We start from the raw sequence: 22,319 nt of genomic DNA, 5'->3' as shown, positions 1-22,319 counted from the left end.
CCCCGTGGTCCCCGGTCACCACGCCCGTACGCCCCGGTGCCCGTGGGCCGCGCCGCCGCTCTTTGTCCTGTGAATGGGAAAAGTCGACGGCAATTCGTGCACAGCTTCTTCCCAGCTTCGGCGGTCACTGCTACGTTCCACTCGAAAGCCCGGAACGAACGGCCGAATTGAGGCGGGGAGGGGCACGTGAGACGCATGACGGCACGACCCGCCAACACTCACCAGGCCCGGTTGCTGAGGCTGCTGCGCGACTCCGGCCCCAGCTCCCGCGCCCAGCTCGGCGACCAGGTCGACCTCTCCCGGTCCAAACTGGCCGTGGAGGTGGACCGGCTCCTGGAGACGGGACTGGTCGTCGCCGACGGCCTCGCCGCCTCACGCGGCGGCCGCCGCTCCCACAACGTCCGGCTGGCGCCCACCCTGCGCTTCCTGGGCGTCGACATCGGCGCGACCTCCGTCGATGTCGCCGTCACCAACGCCGAACTGGAGGTGCTGGGCCACCTCAACCAGCCGATGGACGTGCGCGAAGGGCCGGTCGCGGTCTTCGAACAGGTCCTCGCCCTGGCGGCCAAGCTCCGGGCGTCCGGGCTCGCCGAGGGGTACGACGGTGCCGGGATCGGTGTCCCGGGCCCCGTCCGCTTCCCCGAGGGCGTCCCGGTCGCGCCCCCGATCATGCCCGGCTGGGACGGCTTCCCGGTGCGCGAGGCGCTCAGCCAGGAACTCGGCTGCCCGGTCATGGTCGACAACGACGTGAACCTCATGGCGATGGGGGAGCAGCACGCGGGCGTGGCACGCTCCGTGGGCGACTTCCTCTGCGTCAAGATCGGCACCGGCATCGGCTGCGGCATCGTCGCCGGCGGTGAGGTGCACCGGGGCACGACGGGCAGCGCCGGCGACATCGGCCACATCCAGGCCGTGCCCGACGGCCGCCCCTGTGCCTGCGGCAACCGGGGCTGTCTGGAGGCCCACTTCAGCGGTGCGGCCCTCGCCCGGGACGCCCTGGAGGCGGCCGGGCAGGGCCGGTCCGCCGAACTCGCCGCCCGGCTGGCGGCCCACGGCACGCTCAGCGCCGTCGACGTCGCCGCAGCGGCCGCCGCGGGCGACGCCACCTCGCTCGACCTCATCCGGGAGGGCGGCACCCGCACGGGCCAGGTCATCGCCGGGCTCGTCTCCTTCTTCAACCCCGGCCTGGTGGTGATCGGCGGCGGGGTCACCGGCCTGGGCCACACCCTGCTCGCCGCGATCCGCACCCAGGTCTACCGCCAGTCGCTGCCCCTGGCGACCGGCAACCTCCCCATCGTGCTCGGAGAGTTGGGGCCGGCCGCCGGGATCATCGGCGCGGCCCGCCTGATCAGCGACCACCTGTTCTCACCCGCGTAAGCCCGGCCGCCACCCCGACGCCCCACCCGCACCGCCCGCCGCGCCCCGCACCGCCTCGCCCCTGCCCTGTCCTGCCCTGCCGTGACGTGACGTGACGTGAACACGGTCCCGGGCCGCACCCGCTCCCCGGCCCACGGCTCCTGACACCCGCTCACCGGCCCCCGCCTCCGAGCCCCCCTCCCCAGCACACGCCACGAACACCCGCTCCTCAGCCCGCAGACGGACCCACTCCCCCCCCGAGCACCCGCCCGCCCGCCTATTCGTCCCCCCGGCACCCCCTGCCCCACCCGCGCACCCGAACACACCCATCCACCCACCCGGTAAGCGCTTCCACCCTGAGACCGGCCCGCGCCCCGCCCGCCGAGGGGAACACACATGGCATCAGAACCACCGCTGCTCAGCATGACCGGCATCACCAAGTCGTTCCCCGGAGTCCGGGCCCTGGACGGCGTCGACCTCGACGTCGAGGCCGGTGAAGTGCACTGCCTGCTGGGCCAGAACGGCGCCGGCAAGTCCACCCTGATCAAGATCCTGGCCGGCGCACACCAGCCCGACACCGGAACCGTCCGCTGGCGCGGCGAGCCGGTCGTCCTGCGCTCGCCGATCGCCGCCATGCGCCTCGGCATCGCTACCATCTACCAGGAACTCGACCTGGTGGAGCACCTGTCCGTAGCCGAGAACGTCCACCTCGGCCACGAGCCCACGGCGGCCGGCTTCGTCGTCCGCGGCCGAGCGGCCCGCACGGCGACCGCCGGGCTGCTCGAACGGCTCGGCCATCCCGAGATCGACCCGGCGCGCCCGGTGGGGGAACTGTCCGCCGCGCAGCAGCAGATCGTTTCCATGGCGCGGGCGCTCTCCCACGACGTACGGCTGATCGTCATGGACGAACCGTCCGCCGCCCTCGACCCCGAGGAGGTCGACAACCTCTTCCGCGTCGTCGCCGCCCTCACCGCGCAGGGCGTCGCCGTCGTGTACATCTCGCACCGGCTGGAGGAGATCCGCCGCATCGGCGACCGGGTCACCGTCCTCAAGGACGGCCGGGCGGTGGCGGGCGGCCTCGCCGCGAGGACCACGCCGACCCGCGAGGTGGTCGCGCTGATGACGGGCCGCGACGTCGAGTACGTCTTCCCCCGGCGGCCGGACGCCGCTCCCGCCGGCGAGCCGGTCCTCGAGGTGCGGGGGCTCGCCCGCGAGGGCGAGTTCGCGCCGCTGGACCTGACCGTCCGGCCGGGGGAGATCGTCGGTCTCGCCGGGCTGGTGGGCTCCGGGCGCTCGGAGATCCTGGAGACCGTCTACGGCGCCCGCAGGCCCACCGCCGGTCAGGTCCTGGTCGGCGGGCGGCCGGTGCGCCCCGGCAGTGTGCGCGCCGCCGTCCGCGCGGGCCTCGGGCTCGCCCCCGAGGAACGCAAGGCGCAGGCCCTGCTGATGCTGGAGTCCGTCACCCGCAACGTGTCCGTCTCCACGCTGTCCCGCTTCTCGCGCGGCGGCTGGATCGACCGCGGCGCCGAACGCGGCGCCGCCCACGCCGCCACCCGCGAACTGTCGCTGCGGCCCGACGACCCGGCCGTGCCCGTGCGCACCCTCTCCGGCGGCAACCAGCAGAAGGCCGTCCTGGCCCGGTGGCTGCTGCGCGGCTGCCGCGTGCTGCTGCTGGACGAACCCACCCGCGGCGTCGACGTCGGCGCCCGCGCCGAGCTGTACGCGGTCGTCCGGCGGCTGGCCGACGAGGGCCTGGGGGTGCTGCTGGTCTCCAGCGAGGTGTCCGAGGTGCTGGGCCTGGCCGACCGTGTCCTGGTGCTGCGCGAGGGACGCGTCGTGCACACCGCGCCCGCCCGTGACCTCGACGAGCACCGCGTACTCGACCTCGTGATGGACGCACACCCCGTGGCCAGTGAAGGGAGCCCGGCGTCATGACGCAGCACGTGTCCCCGCCCCGGGGCGGCACCGGCAGGACGACCGCGACCGCGAGCACTCCGCCCGGCCGGCGCCGGCTGCCGGTCCGCGCCGACGTCCGCACGCTCTCCCTCCTCGGGGTGCTCGCCGTGCTCGTCCTGATCGGCGGACTCACCAGACCCGACGAGTTCCTCGACACCCGCAACCTGCAACTGGTCCTCACCCAGGCGTCCGTCATCGGGGTCGTCACCGTCGGCATGACCTTCGTCATCACCTCCGGCGGCATCGACCTGTCCGTCGGCGCGATCGTCGCCCTCTCCTCGGTCTGGGCGACCACGGTGGCCACCCAGGAGTACGGGTTCGGCGGCATCCTGCTCACCGCCGTCCTGGTCGGGCTCGGCTGCGGCCTGGTCAACGGACTCCTCGTCGCCTACGGCGGGATGGTCCCCTTCATCGCCACCCTCGCCATGCTGGCCTCCGCGCGCGGCCTGGCCCTCCAGATCACCGACGGCCGCACCCAGATCGTCACCGTCGGGAGCGTCCTCGACCTGGGCGAACGCGGCTCCTACGTGCTCGGCGTCCCCCCGCTGGTCCTGGTCTTCGCAGCCGTCACGGTCATCGGCTGGCTGGTGCTCAACCGCACCACCTTCGGCCGCCGCACCATCGCGGTCGGGGGCAATTCGGAAGCGGCCCGGCTGGCCGGCATCGACGTGCGCCGCCAGCGGCTCTACCTCTACCTGCTGTCCGGGCTGTGCTGCGGCATCGCCGCCTTCCTGCTGATCGTCCTGTCCGGATCGGGCCAGAACACCAACGGCAACCTGTACGAGCTGGACGCGATCGCGGCCGCGATCATCGGCGGCACCCTGCTCAGCGGCGGGCGCGGCACCATCACCGGCTCGGTGCTCGGCGTCCTGATCTTCACCACGATCACCGACATCTTCGCGCTGAACAACCTGCAGAGCGACGTCCAGCAGATCGCCAAGGGAGCGATCATCGTCGCCGCCGTGCTGGTCCAGCGCCGTACCGCGAGCACGACCTGACGAGGAAAGGGTTCACCGCCATGTCACCACTGACGAGTCGCAGAGGGCTGCTCTTCACGGCCGCCGCCGTGTCCACCGGTGCCCTCCTCACCGGCTGCACCAGCAACGAGACCAAGGACGAGAAACCGGCCGGCAGCGGCCGGCCGGCCGCCGACGGCGAACCCGGCAAGCACGTCACCATCGGCTTCGCCGGCCCCCAGGCCGACCACGGCTGGCTCAACGCCATCAACGACCAGGCCAAGGGCCGCGCCCGCAAGTACTCCGACGTCAGCCTGGAGATCACCGAGGGCTCCAACGACACCGCCGCGCAGATCGGCCAGATCGAGACGCTGATCAACAAGAAGGTCGACGTGCTGGTGGTACTGCCCGCCGACGGCAAGGCGCTCACCCAGGCCGGCCTGAAGGCGATGCGCGCCGGCATCCCCGTGGTCAACCTCGACCGGGTCTTCAACACCCCGCAGGCCTACCGCTGCTGGATCGGCGGCGACAACTACGGCATGGGACTCAACGCCGGTCACTACATCGGCGAGAAACTCAGGGGCAAGGCCGGTGCGCGCGTCGTCGAACTCGCCGGCCTGGACAACCTGGAGCTGACCAAGCAGCGCAGCCAGGGCTTCGACGACGCCCTGAAGAACTACCCGAACATCAGGAAGGTGGCCCGCCAGGCCGCCGAGTTCACCGTCGAGTCCGGCCAGGCCAAGATGGCCCAACTGCTCCAGGCCCAGCCGGAGTTCGACGCCCTGTGGAACCACGACGACGACCAGGGCGTGGGCGCGCTGCGCGCCATCGAGCAGGCCGGGCGCGACGGCTTCCTGATGGTCGGCGGCGCGGGCGCCCTCACCGCCTTCCAGGCCATCAAGCAGGACAACGGGGTCCTGAAGGCGACCGTCCTGTACCCGCCGACCATGGCCGCCTCGGCGATCGACCTCGCCCGCGCCCTGGGCCAGGGCAAGGGCGTCGGCGGCCTCGCCGAGTACGAGATCCCGTCGTCGATCACGCTCTACTCGGCCGTCGTGGACAAGACCAACGTCGACCAGTACATGTCCACCGGTTTCAGGTGAGCCGGCCGGTCCGAGACGGCCGGCGCCCGGCCACCGGGCCCCGGGCATCGCCGGTGGGCCGGGACCGACCGACCCCCCACCGTGGCACGACGACGAGGAGGACCTCCGTATGGGACAGCCGCAGCAGTCAGACGACGCGGCGGGGACGAAGCCGGCGCTGCGCGTCGGCATGGTCGGCTACGCCTTCATGGGCGCCGCCCACTCCCAGGGCTGGCGCACCGTGGGCCGCGTCTTCGACCTGCCCCGGCGCCCGGTGCTCGCCGCGGTCTGCGGCCGGGACGCGGCCGCCGTGCGCGCCGCCGCCGACCGGTACGGCTGGGCCGGTGCCGAGACCGACTGGCGGGACCTGATCGCCCGCGACGACATCGACCTCGTCGACATCTGCACGCCCGGCGACAGCCACGCCGAGATCGCGCTGGCCGCGCTGGCCGCGGGCAAGCACGTCCTGTGCGAGAAGCCGCTCGCGAACACGGTCGCCGAGGCCGAGGAGATGGCCCGGGCCGCCGAGGCCGCCCGCGCGCGCGGCCAGGTGGCCATGGTCGGCTTCAACTACCGCCGCGTCCCGGCCACCGCGCTGGCCCGGCGGATGGTCGCCGAGGGCAGACTCGGCACCCTGCGCCACGTGCGGGTCACCTACCTCCAGGACTGGCTGGTCGACCCCGGCTTCCCGCTGACCTGGCGGCTGCGCAGGGAACTCGCCGGGTCCGGGGCGCTCGGCGACCTGGGCGCGCACATCGTCGACCTCGCGCAGTACCTGGCGGGCGAGAACCTGGCCGGTGTCTCCGCGCTCACCGAGACCTTCGTCCGGGAACGGCCGCTGCCCGTGTCCGCCGGCACCGGCCTCACCGCCGCCCCGGCCCCCGCCACCGCGGCCGCCCCGGCCGTCCGCACCGGGCAGGTCACCGTGGACGACGCCGCCGTGTTCACCGGCCGGTTCGGCTCCGGCGCCCTCGCCTCCTTCGAGGCCACCCGCTACGCCACCGGCCGAAAGAACGCCCTGCGCATCGAACTCAACGGCGGGCGCGGCTCCCTCGCCTTCGACCTGGAGCGGCTCAACGAACTGTGGTTCCACGACGGCACCGAGCCCGGGGAGCACGCCGGGTTCCGCCGCATCCTGGTCACCGAACCCGGCCACCCCTACCTGGAGGCCTGGTGGCCGCCGGGCCACGGCCTGGGCTACGAGCACACCTTCGTCCACCAGGCCCGCGACCTGGTCCACGCGGTCGCCCGGGGCACCGGCGCCGAGCCGTCCTTCGCCGACGGGCTCCAGGTGCAGCGGGTGCTCGCCGCCGTCGAGGAGAGCGCCGCCAAGAACTCCGTCTACACCCCCGTAGCACTCTGAGGAGGCCAGCCAGATGCCGCGCCCGTTCACGCTCTTCACCGGCCAGTGGGCCGACCTGCCCCTGGAAGAGGTCTGCCGCCTCGCCCGCGACTTCGGCTACGACGGCCTCGAACTCGCCTGCTGGGGCGACCACTTCGAGGTTGACAAGGCCCTCGCCGACCCCGCCTACCTGGCCTCCCGGCACGAGCTGCTCGAAAAATACGGCCTGAAGTGCTGGGCCGTCTCAAACCACCTGGTCGGCCAGGCCGTCTGTGACGCCATCATCGACGAACGCCACCGGGCGATCCTGCCCGCCCCGGTGTGGGGCGACGGCGACCCGGAGGGCGTACGGCAGCGGGCCGCCGCACGGATGAAGGACACCGCGCGGGCCGCCGCCGCCTTCGGCGTCGACACCGTCATCGGGTTCACCGGCTCCGCCATCTGGCACCTGGTCGCCATGTTCCCGCCCGCCCCCGAGCCCATGATCGAACGCGGCTACGAGGACTTCGCCACCCGCTGGAACCCGGTCCTCGACGTCTTCGACGCCGAGGGCGTGCGGTTCGCGCACGAGGTCCACCCCAGCGAGATCGCCTACGACTACTGGACCACCCACCGCGCCCTCCAGGCCGTCGGCCACCGGCCCGCCTTCGGCCTGAACTTCGACCCCTCGCACTTCGTGTGGCAGGACCTCGACCCGGTCGGCTTCCTGTGGGACTTCCGCGACCGGATCTACCACGTCGACTGCAAGGAGGCCCGCACCCGGCTCGACGGGCGCAACGGCCGGCTCGGCTCCCACCTGCCGTGGGGCGACCCGCGCCGCGGCTGGGACTTCGTGTCGGCCGGACACGGGGACGTCCCCTGGGAGGACGTGTTCCGGATGCTGCGCTCCATCGGGTACGCGGGCCCCGTCTCCGTCGAGTGGGAGGACGCCGGCATGGACCGGCTCCAGGGCGCCCCCGAGGCACTGACCCGCCTGAAGGCCTACGACTTCGAGCCGCCGTCCGCCTCCTTCGACGCGGCGTTCGGCAACTGACCTCTTCCCCCCTCCGGGATGACGGCGCATCCCGGCGCACGCACCCGCCCGTACAACCGGCCCCATCGATGGAGGCATCCGTGCACGGGAACGACCGCACCACCCGCACCACCGGTCCCGGCGAGCCCGCCACCGCCCGACGACGACGCCCGGCCTTCCGCAAGGCGGTCGCGCTGCTCGGCGGCGCCCTGCTGGCAGGCGCGTCCCTGACCCTCGCCACACCCCAGACCGGCGCAGCCGTCGCCGGCACCGCCAAAACCGCCGCCGGCGAGGACTTCCAGCAGGTCACCCTCGCCCAGGGCGCGGCCGAGGTCGGTGAGCCCATGTCGCTCGCCGTCCTGCCCGACCGCTCCGTCCTGCACACCTCCCGTGACGGCACGCTGCGCCTCACCGACGCGGCCGGCAACACCCGCGTCGCCGGCCGGCTCGCCGTGTACTCCCACGACGAGGAAGGCCTCCAAGGCGTCGGCGTCGACCCGGACTTCACCACCAACCGGTTCGTGTACCTCTACTACGCGCCGCCGCTCAGCACCCCCGCGGGCGACGCCCCCGAGACCGGCACCGCCGCGGACTTCGCGCCCTTCGACGGCGTCAACCGCCTCTCCCGCTTCGTGCTGAAGACGGACGGCACCCTGGACACGGCCAGCGAGAAGAAGATCCTGGACGTCCAGACCTCCCGCGGCATCTGCTGCCACGTCGGCGGCGACATCGACTTCGACGCGGCGGGCAACCTGTACCTGTCGACCGGCGACGACTCCAACCCGTTCCAGTCGGACGGATACTCCCCCCTGGACGAGCGCCCCGACCGCAACCCCGCCTTCGACGCCCAGCGTTCGGCCGGCAACACCGACGACCTGCGCGGCAAGATCCTGCGCATCAAGGTCGAGGCGGACGGTTCCTACACGATCCCGGACGGCAACCTCTTCGCGCCGGGCACGGCGAGGACCAGGCCCGAGATCTACGCGATGGGCTTCCGCAACCCCTTCCGCTTCAGCGTCGACAAGAAGACCGGCATCCTCTACGTCGGCGACTACGGCCCCGACGCGGGCGCCGCCGACCCCGGGCGCGGACCGGCGGGCCAGGTCGAGTTCGCCCGCGTCACCGGCCCCGGCAACTTCGGCTGGCCCTACTGCACCGGCGCCAACGACGCCTACGTCGACTACGACTTCGCGACCAGGACGTCCGGCGCGAGCTTCGACTGCGACGCCCCGAAGAACACCTCCCCGCACAACACCGGCCTGACCGACCTGCCACCCGCCCAGCCCGCCTGGATCCCCTACGACGGCCCGTCCGTGCCCGAGTTCGGCGACGGCTCCGAGTCCCCGATGGGCGGCCCCGTCTACCACTACGACCCCGCGCTCGACTCGCCCGTGAAGTTCCCCGAGGCCTACGACGGCGACTTCTTCGCCGGTGAGTTCGGCCGCCGCTGGATCAAGCGCATCTCCAGCGACGACGACGGCACCGTGCGGTCCATCGACCCCGTCCCCTGGACCGGCACCCAGGTGATGGACATGGCCTTCGGCCCGGACGGCGCGCTGTACGTCCTCGACTACGGCACCTCCTGGTTCGGCGGCGACGACAACTCCGGCCTGTACCGCATCGAGAACGCCACCGACGGCCACTCCCCGGTCGCCCGGGCGGCGGCCGACCGCACCTCGGGACAGGCACCGATGAAGGTCGCCTTCTCCTCGGCGGGCACCAGCGACCAGGACGGCGACGCGCTCACCTACCGCTGGGACTTCGGCGACGGCGCCACCGCCACGACGGCGAACCCCACGCACAAGTACAAGAAGAACGGCACCTACACCGCGACCCTGACCGCGAAGGACCCCTCCGGGCGCACCGGCAGCGCGAGCACACAGATCGTCGTCGGCAACACCGCGCCCCAGGTGACCCTGCAACTCCCGGAGGACGGCCAGCTGTTCGGCTTCGGCGACGCCGTACCGTTCAAGGTGAAGGTCACCGACCCCGAGGACGGCCGGGCCGTCGACTGCTCGAAGGTCACCGTCACCTTCGTCCTCGGCCACGACACCCACGGCCACCCGCTGACCTCCGCGCAGGGCTGCTCCGGCACCATCCAGACCAGCGCCGACGGCGGCCACGACGAGAACGCCAACATCTTCGGCGTGTTCGACGCCCAGTACACCGACAACGGAGGCGGCGGCCAGGCCCCGCTGACCACCCACGACCGCAACGTCACCCAGCCCCGCCACCGGCAGGCAGAGCACTTCGGCGACTCCTCGGGCGTCTCCGTCATCGCCAGGGCGAGCGCCCACGGCGGCAAGACGGTCGGCGACATCGGCGACGGCGACTGGATCTCCTTCACGCCCTACGTCCTGAGCAACGCCGAGAAGATCACCGCGCGGATCTCCTCCGGCGGCGCGGGCGGCACCCTAGAGATCCGGGCCGGTTCCCCCCAGGGCACCCTGCTCGGCAAGGCCACCGTGCCGGTCACCGGCGGCTGGGAGACCTTCCAGGACGTCAGCGCCGGCCTCACCCGCGCCCCCAGGGGCACCACCACCCTCTACCTCGTCTTCAGGGGCGGCACCGGAGCCCTGTTCGACGTGGACGACTTCGTCTTCACCACCGGCTGAGGGGAGGACACATGAAGCACTCCACCGGCCGCCTCGCGACGGCCGTCACGGGCACGGCCCTGCTGCTCGGCTCCCTGTCCGCCCCCGCCGCCGCGCACCCCGGCGACGACGGCGCACGCCTCCTGGTCTTCTCCAGGACCGCCGGTTTCCGGCACGACTCCATCCCCGAGGGCATCGCGGCCGTCCGGGAACTGGCCGCACAGCGCGGCTTCGCCGTCGACGCCACCGAGGACGCGGGGGCCTTCACCCCGGCCAACCTGCGCCGCTACCGGGCGGTCGTGTTCCTGTCGACCACCGGGGACGTGCTCGACGCACGGCAGCAGAAGGCCTTCGAGGGATACATCCGCCAGGGCGGCGGCTACGTCGGCATCCACGCCGCCGCCGACACCGAGTACGACTGGGCGTTCTACGGCGGCCTCGTCGGCGCCTGGTTCCGCTCCCACCCGGCGATCCAGCCGGCCCGGGTGAACGTCGAGGACCGCGCCCACCCGGCGACCTCGCACCTGCCCCCGGTCTGGAACCGCACCGACGAGTGGTACGACTACCGCACCGACCCGCGCGAGAAGGTGCACGTCCTGGCCTCCCTGGACGAGTCGTCGTACACCGGCGGCACCATGAACGGCGACCACCCGATCGCCTGGTGCCAGGCCTACCGGGGCGGCCGCGCCTTCTACACCGGCGGCGGCCACACCAAGGAGTCCTACGCCGACCCCGCCTTCCGCGCCCACCTGCTCGGCGGGATCCGGTACGCCACCGGCGACGCCAGGGCCGACTGCCGCCCGGAGAACGGCTACCGTCCGCTCTTCGACGGCACGGCCGCCTCCCTCGGCGGATGGCGGCAGGCGGGCCCGGGCACCTTCGCCCTGGACGACGACGGCACGCTGACGTCGTCCGGCGGCATGGGCCTGCTCTGGTACGCGGCCTCCGGCTTCTCCTCCTACTCCCTGAAGCTGGACTGGAGGGTGGCCGGCGACGACAACTCCGGTGTGTTCGTGGGCTTCCCGGCCTCGGACGACCCCTGGTCGGCGGTGGACAAGGGGTACGAGATCCAGATCGACGCCACCGACGTGCCCGAGAAGACCACCGGCTCCGTCTACGGGTTCCGGTCCGCGGACCTGACCCGGCGCGACCGCGCGCTGAACCCGCCGGGGGAGTGGAACACGTACGAGATCCGCGTCGAGGGCGAACACCTGCGGGTGTTCCTCAACGGCGTCCGGATCAACGATTTCACCAACACCGACCCGGCCCGGAGCCTGACCGACGGACACATCGGCATCCAGAACCACGGACCCGACGACCAGGTGTCCTTCCGCGACATCCGGATCAGGGAACTGCCCGCGGCGCGCGCCGCGCGGGGCCACTGAACGGCGGCGGGCGGGGGACGCCGGACCCCCGCCCGCCGTCCCACCGCCGCACACCCCCGCGGCCCCCACACCCTCTCTTCCGTCTTTCCCTTCTCCGTCTTTTCCGTCTCTTCCGGCGTCCCGCGACAGGAGGCTGCCCATGTCCGCGTCCTTCCCCCACCGTCCCGTCGGCGTCTGGCTGATCGGGGCGCGCGGCTCCGTCGCCACGACCGTCGTCGCGGGCTGCGCCGCCCTCGCCGCACGGCTGCACCCGCCCACGGGCCTGCTCACCGAGACCCCGCTCTTCACCGGCACCGGCCTGCCGCCCCTGTCCTCCCTGGTCTTCGGTGGCCACGACACCACGGACTGCCCGCTGCCCAAACGCGCCGAGGCACTGACCGCCGCGGGGGTCCTGCCGTACGGCGTCACCACCGCGGTGACCGCCGAACTCGCCGCCGCCGACCGGGAGATCACGACCGGCGGCCCGCTGCCCGGCGACCACCGGGACGAGGAGGAGCTGACCGCCGCCTTCGCCGCCGACATCGAGGCCTTCGTACGGCGCACCGGTGCGGCCCGCGCGGTGGTGGTGAACGTGGCCTCCACCGAACCGCCGCCCACCGGCACGGCCCTGCCGCCGAGTTCCCTGTACGCGGCGGCGGCCCTGCGCGCGGGCTGCCCGTACGTCAACTTCACCCCGTCCACCGGCCTGCACCACCCCGCGCTGGCCGGGCCGGCGCGGGCGAGCGGCCTGCCCCACGCGGGCCGTGACGGCAAGACCGGCCAGACCCTGCTCCGTGCCGTGCTCGGCCCGATGTTCGCGCAGCGCTCGCTGGCCGTGCGGGCCTGGTCGGGCACGAACCTGCTGGGCGGCGGTGACGGCGCCGCCCTGGCCGACCCGGCCGCCGCCGCGGCCAAGAACGCCGGCAAGGAACGCGTCCTGGCCGACACCCTCGGCCACATCCCGCAGGGCGAGGTCCACATCGACGACGTCCCCGCGCTCGGCGACTGGAAGACCGCCTGGGACCACATCGCCTTTGACGGCTTCCTCGGCACCCGCATGGTGCTGCAGACCATCTGGCAGGGCTGCGACTCCGCCCTGGCCGCCCCCCTGGTCCTGGACCTCGCCCGCATCGTCGCCCGCGCCCACGAGGCGGGCCTGTCCGGCCCGCTGCGGGAACTGGGCTTCTACTTCAAGGACCCCGTGGGCGACGGCCCGGCAGGCCTGACCGAGCAGTACGCCGGCCTGGCCCGCCTCGCCGAGTGTCTGCGAACGCCGGACGCGCGGCCGGGGGAACGCCCGTGAACGCCGGGCGGGCCACGGGCGGTGCCCCGGAGGTGAGCGAGGCTCCGGGCGGTGGCGGTGGCGGTGGCGGTGGCGGTGGCGGTGGCGGTGGCGGTGCGCGCGGTGCCGGGCGGGGGCGGGCCTGGGCCGAGCTGCTGCGGCTGCCCGCCGTCCTCACCGTTCCCGGTGACGCCCTGGCGGGCGCGGCCGCCGCCGGGCGGGCCGGCCCCCGCACCCTCCTCGCGGTCGGCTCCTCGCTGTGCCTGTACGAGGCCGGGATGGCCCTCAACGACTGGGCCGACCGCGCCGAGGACGCCAGGGAACGCCCGCACCGCCCGCTGCCCTCCGGCCGCGTCCGCCCCCGGGCGGCTCTCGCCGCGGCCTGCGCCCTCACCACGGCGGGCCTGGCCGCGGCGGCCGGCGCGGGACGCCCCGCGCTGGCGGTCGCCGCACCGCTCGCCGCCACCGTCTGGGCGTACGACCTGGGCCTCAAGCGCACCCCGGCCGGGCCGCTCGCGATGGCCGCCGCCCGCGGACTCGACCTGCTCCTGGGCGCCGCCGCCACCACCGGCCGCACCCGCCCCGCCCTCCGGCCGGCCGCCCTGCTCGCCACCCACACCCTCGCGGTCACCGCGGTGTCCCGCCGCGAGACCAGCGGCGGCGCACCGGGCGTCCCCCTGGCGGCGCTGGCCGCCACCACCGCGCTGACCGCCCTCCTGCACCGTCCGCCCGGCCCCCCGCCCCGCACCGCCGCGGCCCGGTCCCGCCCCGTGGCCGCCCTGGCCGCCGCCTGCGCCACCGCCGCCTACGCCGCCACCTCCCTGCGCCCCTACCTCCACGCCGCCCTCAACCCCTCACCGCCCCTGCTGCAACGCGCCGTCGGCAGCGGCGTCCGGGCCACGATCCCGCTCCAGTCGGCGCTGACCGCCCGCGCGGGCGCACCGGCCACCGCCCTGCTCACGGCCGCCCTGGCCCCGCCGGCCCGCCGCCTCGCGAGGAAGGTGAGCGTCACATGACCCGGCACACGACCTCCACGCCGCGCCCCACGGCCCCGGGGGACCTGCGTTTCGGCTACGGCACCAACGGCCTCGCCGACCTCCGCCTCGACGACGCCCTCGCCCTCCTGGCCGACCTCGGCTACGACGGCGTCGGACTGACCCTCGACCACATGCACCTCGACCCGCTCGCCCCGCACCTCGCCGCCCGCACCCGCAAGGCCGCGCACCGGCTGGACACCCTCGGCCTGCGGGTCACGGTGGAGACGGGCGCCCGTTACGTGCTCGACCCGCGCCGCAAGCACGGCCCCTCGCTGCTGGACGCCGACCCGGACGACCGCGCCCAGCGCGCGGACCTGCTGCTGCGGGCCGTGCGCGTCGCCATCGACCTCGGTGCCCACGCCGTGCACTGCTTCAGCGGCCCTCTCCCGCCCGGCACCGACGAGGACACGGCCTGGAAGCGGCTGGCCGAGGCGCTGGCCCCCGTCCTGGACGCCGCCGGCGCGGCCGGCGTCCCGCTCGCCGTCGAACCCGAACCCGGTCACCTCCTGGCCACCCTCGCGGACTTCCACCGGCTGCGCCGCATCCTCGGCGACCCCGGCCACCTCGGTCTCACCCTCGACATCGGCCACTGCCAGTGCCTCGAACCGCTCCCGCCGGCCGAGTGCGTGCGGGCCGCCGCCCCCTGGCTGCGGCACGTCCAGATCGAGGACATGCGCCGCGGCGTCCACGAGCACCTGCCCCTCGGGGACGGCGAGATCGACTTCCCGCCCGTCCTCGCGGCCCTGGCCGCCACCGGCTACACGGGCCTGACCGTCGTGGAACTGCCCCGCCACTCGCACGCCGGCCCGCACCACGCCGGACTCTCCCTGCCGTTCCTGCGCCGCGCCGCCGCCCACGCGGGAGGGCACGCCCCCACGCCCGCCTCCCGGCGGGCACCCGCCGCCGCCCCCGAAGGGAGCCCCCGATGACCCGCCCGCACCCCGCCCCCGGCACCCCGGCGGGCGCCGCGCCCGCCGCGTCCGCCGACCCGCACACCCTCCCCGCCGCGGATCCGCACACCCTCCCCGCCGCGCTGACCGGTGCCGCCCGCGCCTGGCTCGGCCAGGCGCTCGACGAAGCCGCCGCCCACCCCGGCGGCCACGGACCGATCTCCGTGTGGGAACTGCGCCTGGCCGAGGCGGGCCGCCGCTGCGGACCGGCCCACGCCGACGCCGCCCGGGTCCTCATCCTGCGCGCCGCCCGCGCCGACCCGCACGCCCTGACCCGCGTCTACCGCCAGGGCACCGCCGACGAGCGCCGCGCCGTGCTGCACGCCCTGGACCACCTGGTGCCCGGCCCCGACGCCCTGCCCCTCGTCGAGGACGCGCTGCGCACCAACGACACCCGCCTGCTCGCCGCCGCCGTCGGCCCGTACGCCGCCCGGCACCTGGGCCCGCACGCCTGGCGGCACGCCGTCCTGAAGTGCCTGTTCACCGGCGTCCCCGTGGCCCACGTCAGCGGCCTCGGCCGGCGCGCCCGCGGCGACGCCGAACTCGCCCGCATGCTCGGCGACTACGCGGCCGAACGCATCGCCGCCGGCCGCGCCGTCCCCGAGGACCTGCACCGCGTCCTGGCCCTGACCGATCCGGACACCGCACCCCCCGGGCCCGGCACGCCCGGCGACATCCCGCGCCCGGCCCCGGACGACCCCCACGGCAAGGAGTCCTGATGCGCATCCTCGACCCCCACATCCACATGACGTCCAGGACCACCGACGACTACGAGGCCCTGCACGCCGCCGGTGTCCGCGCCGTCGTCGAACCCGCCTTCTGGCTCGGCCAGCCCCGCACCTCACCCGCCTCCTTCCACGACTACTTCGACTCCCTCCTGGGCTGGGAACCCTTCCGCGCCGCCCAGTACGGCATCGCCCACCACTGCGCCCTCGCCCTGAACCCCAAGGAGGCGAACGACCCGCGCTGCGTCCCCGTCCTCGGCGAACTGCCCCGCTACCTCGCCAAGGACCGCGTCGTCGCCGTCGGTGAGATCGGCTACGACTCCATGACACCCGCCGAGGACACCGCCCTCGCCGCCCAGCTCCAGCTCGCCGCCGACCACGGCCTGCCCGCGCTCGTCCACACCCCGCACCGCGACAAGCTCGCCGGACTGCGCCGCACCCTCGACGCCGTCGCCGAGTCAGCGCTGCCCGCCGACCGCGTCCTGGTCGACCACCTCAACGAGACCACCGTCAAGGAGGCCAAGGACAGCGGCTGCTGGCTCGGCTTCTCCGTCTATCCGGACACCAAGATGGACGAGACCCGCATGGTCGCCCTGCTGCGGGAGTACGGCCCCGAGAAGGTCCTGGTCAACTCGGCCGCCGACTGGGGCCGCAGCGACCCGCTCAAGACCCGCAAGGTCGCCGACCTGATGCTCGCCGAGGGCTTCACCGAGGACGACGTCGACCGGGTGCTGTGGCGCAACCCGGTCGCCTTCTACGGCCTCAGCGGACGCCTCGCCCTCGACGTCACCGCACCCGGCGCCACCCACGAGGGCAACTCCGTGCTGCGCGGCGGGGAGTGAGCCATGCGGTTCCGGCACCCCGACGGCTCCACCGTCTACCTCGCCTACTGCACCAACGTCCACCCCGCCGAAACCCTCGACGGCGTCCTCGCCCAGCTCCGCGACCACTGCGAGCCCGTCCGCCGCCGCCTGGGCCGCGACCGGCTCGGCATCGGCCTCTGGCTCGCCCGCGACGCCGCCCGCACCCTCGTCACCGACCCCTCCGCCCTGCGCGGCCTGCGCACCGCACTCGACCGGTGCGGCCTGGAGGTCGTCACCCTCAACGGCTTCCCCTACGAGGGCTTCGGCGCCCAGCGGGTCAAGTACCGCGTGTACCGGCCCGACTGGGCCGACCCCGAACGCCTCGAGCACACCACCGCCCTCGCCCGCGTCCTCGCCGCCCTGCTGCCCGACGACGTCACCGAGGGCACCGTCTCCACCCTGCCGCTCGCCTGGCGCACCGCCCACGACGAGGCACGCGCCACCCGCGCCCGCACCGCCCTGCGCACCCTCGCCGACCGCCTCGACGCCCTCCAGGACCTCACCGGGCGCTCGCTGCGCATCGGCCTGGAACCCGAGCCCGGCTGCGTCGTCGAGACCACGCGCGACGCCATCGCCCCGCTCACCGCGATCGGCCGCGACCGCATCGGCATCTGCGTCGACACCTGCCACCTCGCCACCTCCTTCGAGGACCCGCACACCGCTCTCGACGCCCTGACCGCGGCCGGCGTGCCCGTCGTCAAGTCCCAGCTGTCCGCCGCCCTGCACGCCGAACAGCCGCACCGCCCCGAGGTGCGCGCGGCCCTCGCCGCCTTCGCCGAGCCCCGCTTCCTGCACCAGACCCGCGCCCGCACCCCGAACGGGCCGCTCGGCACCGACGACCTCGGTGAAGCCCTGCACCCCGGCGCCCTCCCCGACGGGGTGCCCTGGCGCGCCCACTTCCACGTCCCCCTGCACGCCGCCCCCGCCGCACCCCTCACCTCCACCCTGCCCGTCCTGAAGAGCGCCCTGACCCGGCTGGCCGGCGGCCCGCACCCGCTCACCCGCCACCTGGAGGTCGAGACCTACACCTGGCAGGCCCTGCCGGCCGCACTGCGGCCCCGCGCCCGCGCCCAGCTCGCCGACGGCATCGCCGCCGAACTCGCCCTGGCCCGCGACCTGCTGACCGACCTCGGCCTGAAGGAACTGCCATGACCCGCCCCGCAGGACCCACCCCGCTGCTCGTCCTGGACGTCGTCGGACTCACCCCGCGCCTGCTCGACCACATGCCCCACCTGCGGGCCCTCGCCGACTCCGGCTCCCACGCCCCGCTCGGCACCGTCCTGCCCGCCGTCACCTGCGCCGCCCAGTCCACCTTCCTGACCGGCACGACACCCGCCGAACACGGCATCGTCGGCAACGGCTGGTACTTCCGCGAACTCGGCGACGTCCTGCTGTGGCGCCAGCACAACGGCCTCGTGGCCGGCGACAAGCTGTGGGACGCGGCCCGCCGCGCGCACCCCGGTTACACCGTCGCCAACATCTGCTGGTGGTACGCCATGGGCGCCGACACCGACTTCACCGTCACCCCGCGCCCCGTCTACCACGCCGACGGCCGCAAGGAACCCGACTGCTACACCCGGCCGCCCGCCCTGCACGACGAACTCACCGAACGCCTCGGCACCTTCCCGCTGTTCCACTTCTGGGGGCCGGGCGCCGACCTCGTCTCCAGCCGGTGGATCATCGACGCCACCCGCCACATCAACCGCACCCGCCGACCCGACCTCACCCTCAGCTACCTCCCGCACCTCGACTACGACCTCCAGCGCCACGGCCCCGACGACCCGCGCTCCCTGAAGGCCGCCGCCGACCTCGACGCCGCCCTGGCCCCCCTCCTCGCCGACGCCCGCGCCGAGGGCCGTACCGTCGTCGCGCTGTCCGAGTACGGCATCACCCGCGCCGACCGGCCCGTCCACATCAACCGGGCCCTGCGCCGCGCCGGACTGCTGGAGGTGCACACCCAGGACGGCATGGAGTACCTCGACCCGACGGCCTCCCGCGCCTTCGCCGTCGCCGACCACCAGATCGCCCACGTCTACGTGCGCCGCCCCGAGGACCTCGCGGCCACCCGGGCGGCGCTCGACGGCCTGCCCGGCCTCGGCCTCCTCCTGGACGACGAGGGAAAGAAGGCCCACCACCTCGACCACCCGCGCTCCGGCGAACTCGTCGCCGTCGCCGCACCCGACGCCTGGTTCACGTACTACTACTGGCTCGACGACGACCGCGCCCCCGACTTCGCCCGGCTCGTCGAGATCCACCGCAAACCCGGCTACGACCCGGCCGAGCTGTTCATGGACCCGCACGACCCGTACGTGAAGGTCAAGGCGGCCACCGCCCTGGCCCGCAAGAAACTCGGCCTGCGCTACCGCATGGCGGTCGTCCCCCTCGACGCCTCCCCGGTCCGCGGCAGCCACGGCCGCCTCCCCGCGAGCGACGACGAAGGTCCGCTCCTCATCTGCTCCACCCCCCGCGCCGTCGGCGGCCGCCTCGCGGCCACCGACGTGAAGTCACTCCTGCTCGACCTCGCCGGACTCCGCACACCCGGCCCGTCCGGCACCCCCGGCACCACCGCCCACCAGCCCGGAAAGAGGCACCCGTGAACGACATCCAGCCCACCGGCCCCGGCACCGACGAGCGGCTGCGCCGCAGCCTCGGCATCGGCCGCCGCGGCTTCCTGAGCACCTGCACCGCCGTGGCAGCCGGCGCGCTCGCCGCACCCGTCCTCGGGGCCGCCCCCGTCCAGGCGGCCGAACCGGGCCCCGGCCTGGTCCCCGGTCCCGGCCAGGGCGCAGGCCAGGCCCTGGTCCCCGCCGACAAGCGCGGCATCATCCTCTACACCGTCCGCGACGCCACCGGCCGCGACCCGCTCTCCACCAGCCTGCCCTCCGGATTCCGCGCCGTCTTCGCACAGCTGGCGCGCTTCGGGTACCGGCAGGTCGAGTTCGCCGGCTACGGCCAGCACCCCAACGCGCCCGGCGGCGCGAACCTGGAGACCGCCGCGGGCGCCCGGCTGCTGCGCCGCTGGCTCGACGAGTACGGGCTGCGCGCCCAGGGCAACCACGGCTTCATCCCGGGCTCCTGGCCGCTCACCCCCGCGGACCTGGACACCTTCAAGAAGCACCTGGAGATCGCGAACATCCTCGGCATGGACCACATGGGCACCGGCGGCGACCCGACCAGCAGCTCCTACAAGGCCGACTGGGACGTGGCCGCCGACAAGTGGCACGCCCTGGGCGAGATCGCCCGCCGGGCCGGGATCAAGCTGTACACCCACAACCACGACGCCGCCTACGGGTTCCTGCTCGACGGCGGACCGCTCGACGCCCAGGGCCGGCCCACCCGCTCCTCCGGCATCCGCAAGCTGGAATACTTCCTGTCCGTCACCGACCCGAAGCTGGTCTGGCTGGAGATGGACATCTTCTGGGCGCACGTGGCCCAGTACAAGTTCCGCACGTACACCGCCCACGACGGCTCCACCCGGCAGAACGTGTTCGACCCGGCCGGCCTGGTCACCCGCCACGACCGGCGCTACCCGCTGTTCCACGCCAAGGACGGCGTCGTCGACACCACCAGCGGGCAGGGCTACGCCATGGTCCCGTTCGGCACCGGCGTCATCGACTACACGGCGTTCTTCTCCCGCGTGGGCCACCGCAACCACCACAACCCCATGGTCGAGCAGGACAACGCGCCCAGCGCCACCGACCCGGCCCAGTCACTGACCCACGCGCGGATCGGCTACGAGAACCTGGCCGCCCTGCGCCGCGGGTGACCCGGCGGCCCCACCGCCGGGGCCGCGCCGCCGCCCGCGTACGACGGGAGACGGGACCCTCGCCCAGCCACGGGAAGGGCCCCGCCTTCCGCGTCCCGGCGGCTCCGTCAGGACGCGGTGCCCGGCTCGGCCCCCACCGGACGCGCGCCGCCCCGCCCCGGCCGGCGCAGCAGCAGCCGAAGAGGTACTGACCGGCCTCCGGTGACGACGATGTCGTCGCCCCTCGGCGCGGGCAGCACCGGCAGAGCGCGCGTACTCCAGCATGCCGGTCAGGCCCGGTGCCCGGATGTCGCCTGACGCGGGATGCCGCCGTAGACGACGCCGTCGCCCGCGAGGGCTGCGGTGGGCGAGCCCGCGGCCCGCGCCCCGCCGCCCTACCGCCCGCATCGAGGACCACCACCGGCTTCTTCGGCACCGTCGCGCGGGCCGCCGCCACGAAGGCCCGCCCGTCCTTGACGGCCTCCAGGTGCCTCGCGACGCACCGGGGGGCGATCGGGGGCGATCCTCGCCGAACCAGGTCAGCGGGTCGTCCTCGTCCAGGTCGGACTCGCTGCCGAGGTCCGCGATCGCCGGCACAGCCGTCCTCGTGGTCCGCGTGAGGCCCGGGATCGCCTGCCGATCCCACCGGACCGCGAGGTCAGCGCGGCACCCCCTTCGCGTCGTACGGCGTGCAGAAGGCCGCGCACGGGTCCTGCCAGGTCGAGTGGCAGCCGCAGATGTTCGGCCCGCGCGGCCGTACGCCGTACCGCTCGGTGATCGCCACGATCACCGCCCGGAGCGCGTACTCGCCCGTCTCCGCGCACCCGGACGGGACGAGGACGGCGTTCGAGGATCCCCCTCGCGCCCCGCCTCCACCAGCGCGGCGGCCACGGCCCGGGCCCGGCGGGGGCGGGAAAAACGCAGGTGAAACGCACCCCGAAACCTTGGTATGGTTGTCCATGTCGCCGCGGGGAACACGCGCGGACGGCAGACACCTGGTCCGGGTGGCGGAATGGCAGACGCGCTAGCTTGAGGTGCTAGTGCCCTTTATCGGGCGTGGGGGTTCAAGTCCCCCCTCGGACACAGAGACCAGCTGTATACCAGCTGCAGTGATACGGAAACGAGGGCCTCGACCTTACGGTCGCGGCCCTCGTTGTGTGTTCGAAGCTGCTGGTGACGCTCAAGGCTCCCTGAATGCGCAGCGTAGCGCCTCTAGTACCCGCAGTGATCGGCTGAATCTGTTCGTACGCCGATCGAGGGTGGCTTCCGTCGACTGACGGCGGGCTGTGCGTCGAGCTTCTTCCGCGCCGCTTTCTTGGCCGCCTGGGGTGGTGGTGCGTGCTCGGGCCAGGCCCAAGGAGCCCACCGGCGTCTCGTGGCGGAAGGTGCTGCGGCATCGCCACGAACCGGCAGCGAGCCGCACGGTCCGGTCGCGGGCTCGCTGTCGACTGGCTAACCGCTTTGTGCGCCTCGCGAGCCATTTGGTAGACATGTGCGAGCAGTTCGGGGGCGGGGGCCGCGGTCGACGGCATCGCCCGGCGGCGCCGACCGGCGGCATCGGTCGACGGAACACACAACGGGGTCATACGTGTCCGAGTGGGATATCCAAGTCGAATCCGTCCGCGGCGTCCTCGGCAAGACCGGGGACAGGGAAGTTCGAGGATGCGTTCACGGCCTACACCAAGGGCCTGGAGAGCGCCGCCAAGTCGGCGGGCACGATGGCCCCGGGAGTGGCGCCCAAGAGCGGTACGCCGGGCCCTGTCGCTGCCGCGCTGCAGGAGTTCGCGGACAAGACGTTCGACGACCTGCGCTATCTCCCCGCCCGCGCCGCCAAGTCGATCGGCGGAGCGGCGGAGGCCACCGCGGAGTACGTCGCCGGTGACCTGACGATGGCGGCCAACGCCCAGCACGACGCCGTCCCGGACCCGAAGCTCCCTCCGGTCAAGGCGGAGGGGGACAGAGGCAAGTGATCGGCGACCTCAGCCAGATACCCGAATTCAGTGGTGACCTCGACCAGTTGGAGAAGGACGCCGGCGCGCTGAAGAAGGCCGCGTC

The 22,319-nt window shown here is 74.0% G+C and carries 17 protein-coding genes, 1 tRNA gene and 1 pseudogene; 18 read left to right on the top strand and 1 reads right to left on the bottom strand.

What is annotated here, in order from left to right; genetic code table 11:
• The first annotated feature begins 195 nt into the window (after positions 1-195).
• The 16 genes from AC6I72_RS05115 (at position 196) to AC6I72_RS05040 (ending at position 20,285) form a co-directional block, all read left to right on the top strand.
• The gene (locus AC6I72_RS05115) at positions 196-1,377 is read left to right on the top strand and encodes an ROK family transcriptional regulator (protein WP_497999670.1); all 1,182 of its coding nucleotides are present in this window, start codon (positions 196-198) and stop codon (positions 1,375-1,377) included.
• A gap of 375 nt (positions 1,378-1,752) precedes the next feature.
• The gene (locus AC6I72_RS05110; protein WP_497999669.1) at positions 1,753-3,291 is read left to right on the top strand and encodes a sugar ABC transporter ATP-binding protein; all 1,539 of its coding nucleotides are present in this window, start codon (positions 1,753-1,755) and stop codon (positions 3,289-3,291) included.
• Positions 3,288-4,310, top strand: a complete 1,023-nt coding sequence (locus AC6I72_RS05105) for an ABC transporter permease (protein WP_497999668.1) — start codon at positions 3,288-3,290, stop codon at positions 4,308-4,310. The genes AC6I72_RS05110 and AC6I72_RS05105 overlap by 4 nt, the downstream gene beginning before the upstream one ends.
• Before the next feature lie 20 nt (positions 4,311-4,330).
• A complete protein-coding gene (locus AC6I72_RS05100; RefSeq protein ID WP_497999667.1) occupies positions 4,331-5,371 on the top strand; it encodes a substrate-binding domain-containing protein in 1,041 nt (346 codons plus the stop codon).
• A 109-nt stretch (positions 5,372-5,480) separates the two neighbouring features.
• Positions 5,481-6,713 carry a Gfo/Idh/MocA family protein gene (locus AC6I72_RS05095; protein ID WP_497999666.1) on the top strand — a complete coding sequence of 411 codons (1,233 nt, stop codon included), beginning with the start codon at positions 5,481-5,483 and terminating at the stop codon, positions 6,711-6,713.
• A gap of 13 nt (positions 6,714-6,726) precedes the next feature.
• A complete protein-coding gene (locus tag AC6I72_RS05090; RefSeq protein WP_497999665.1) occupies positions 6,727-7,725 on the top strand; it encodes a sugar phosphate isomerase/epimerase family protein in 999 nt (332 codons plus the stop codon).
• 80 nt (positions 7,726-7,805) lie between these two features.
• Positions 7,806-10,319: a PQQ-dependent sugar dehydrogenase gene (locus tag AC6I72_RS05085; protein ID WP_497999664.1), complete on the top strand. Its 2,514-nt coding sequence runs from the start codon at positions 7,806-7,808 to the stop codon at positions 10,317-10,319.
• Between the two features lie 11 nt (positions 10,320-10,330).
• Positions 10,331-11,683: a ThuA domain-containing protein gene (locus tag AC6I72_RS05080; protein ID WP_497999663.1), complete on the top strand. Its 1,353-nt coding sequence runs from the start codon at positions 10,331-10,333 to the stop codon at positions 11,681-11,683.
• Between the two features lie 139 nt (positions 11,684-11,822).
• Entirely contained in the window at positions 11,823-12,965 is a 1,143-nt protein-coding gene (locus AC6I72_RS05075; RefSeq protein ID WP_497999662.1) for an inositol-3-phosphate synthase, read from the top strand.
• Positions 12,962-13,960: an SCO3242 family prenyltransferase gene (locus AC6I72_RS05070; RefSeq protein WP_497999661.1), complete on the top strand. Its 999-nt coding sequence runs from the start codon at positions 12,962-12,964 to the stop codon at positions 13,958-13,960. Before AC6I72_RS05075 ends, AC6I72_RS05070 begins: the two co-directional genes overlap by 4 nt.
• The gene (locus AC6I72_RS05065; RefSeq protein ID WP_497999660.1) at positions 13,957-14,910 is read left to right on the top strand and encodes a sugar phosphate isomerase/epimerase family protein; all 954 of its coding nucleotides are present in this window, start codon (positions 13,957-13,959) and stop codon (positions 14,908-14,910) included. Before AC6I72_RS05070 ends, AC6I72_RS05065 begins: the two co-directional genes overlap by 4 nt.
• Positions 14,907-15,650: an EboA domain-containing protein gene (locus tag AC6I72_RS05060; protein WP_497999659.1), complete on the top strand. Its 744-nt coding sequence runs from the start codon at positions 14,907-14,909 to the stop codon at positions 15,648-15,650. Before AC6I72_RS05065 ends, AC6I72_RS05060 begins: the two co-directional genes overlap by 4 nt.
• Positions 15,650-16,498, top strand: coding sequence for a TatD family hydrolase (locus AC6I72_RS05055; RefSeq protein ID WP_497999658.1), 849 nt, complete (start codon positions 15,650-15,652; stop codon positions 16,496-16,498). The genes AC6I72_RS05060 and AC6I72_RS05055 overlap by 1 nt, the downstream gene beginning before the upstream one ends.
• A 3-nt stretch (positions 16,499-16,501) precedes the next feature.
• Positions 16,502-17,671, top strand: a complete 1,170-nt coding sequence (gene eboE, locus AC6I72_RS05050; RefSeq protein ID WP_497999657.1) for a metabolite traffic protein EboE — start codon at positions 16,502-16,504, stop codon at positions 17,669-17,671.
• Entirely contained in the window at positions 17,668-19,116 is a 1,449-nt protein-coding gene (locus tag AC6I72_RS05045) for an alkaline phosphatase family protein (RefSeq protein ID WP_497999656.1), read from the top strand. Before eboE ends, AC6I72_RS05045 begins: the two co-directional genes overlap by 4 nt.
• A complete protein-coding gene (locus AC6I72_RS05040; RefSeq protein ID WP_497999655.1) occupies positions 19,113-20,285 on the top strand; it encodes a sugar phosphate isomerase/epimerase family protein in 1,173 nt (390 codons plus the stop codon). Before AC6I72_RS05045 ends, AC6I72_RS05040 begins: the two co-directional genes overlap by 4 nt.
• A 194-nt stretch (positions 20,286-20,479) precedes the next feature.
• On the opposite strand, the pseudogene AC6I72_RS05035 reads toward AC6I72_RS05040, so the two are convergent.
• Positions 20,480-21,164, bottom strand: a pseudogene (locus AC6I72_RS05035) (acetate--CoA ligase family protein); the annotation flags it as partial.
• Positions 21,165-21,262: 98 nt separating this feature from the next.
• On the opposite strand from AC6I72_RS05035, the gene AC6I72_RS05030 reads away from it, so the two are divergent.
• Positions 21,263-21,347: transfer RNA gene (locus AC6I72_RS05030), tRNA-Leu, on the top strand.
• A 407-nt stretch (positions 21,348-21,754) separates the two neighbouring features.
• Positions 21,755-22,234, top strand: a complete 480-nt coding sequence (locus AC6I72_RS05025) for a DUF6507 family protein (RefSeq protein WP_497999654.1) — start codon at positions 21,755-21,757, stop codon at positions 22,232-22,234.
• The last annotated feature ends 85 nt before the right edge of the window (positions 22,235-22,319 follow it).

The sequence above is a fragment of the Streptomyces sp. Xyl84 genome, assembly GCF_059731885.1.
This window is presented reverse-complemented; position numbering and strand designations above follow the sequence as displayed.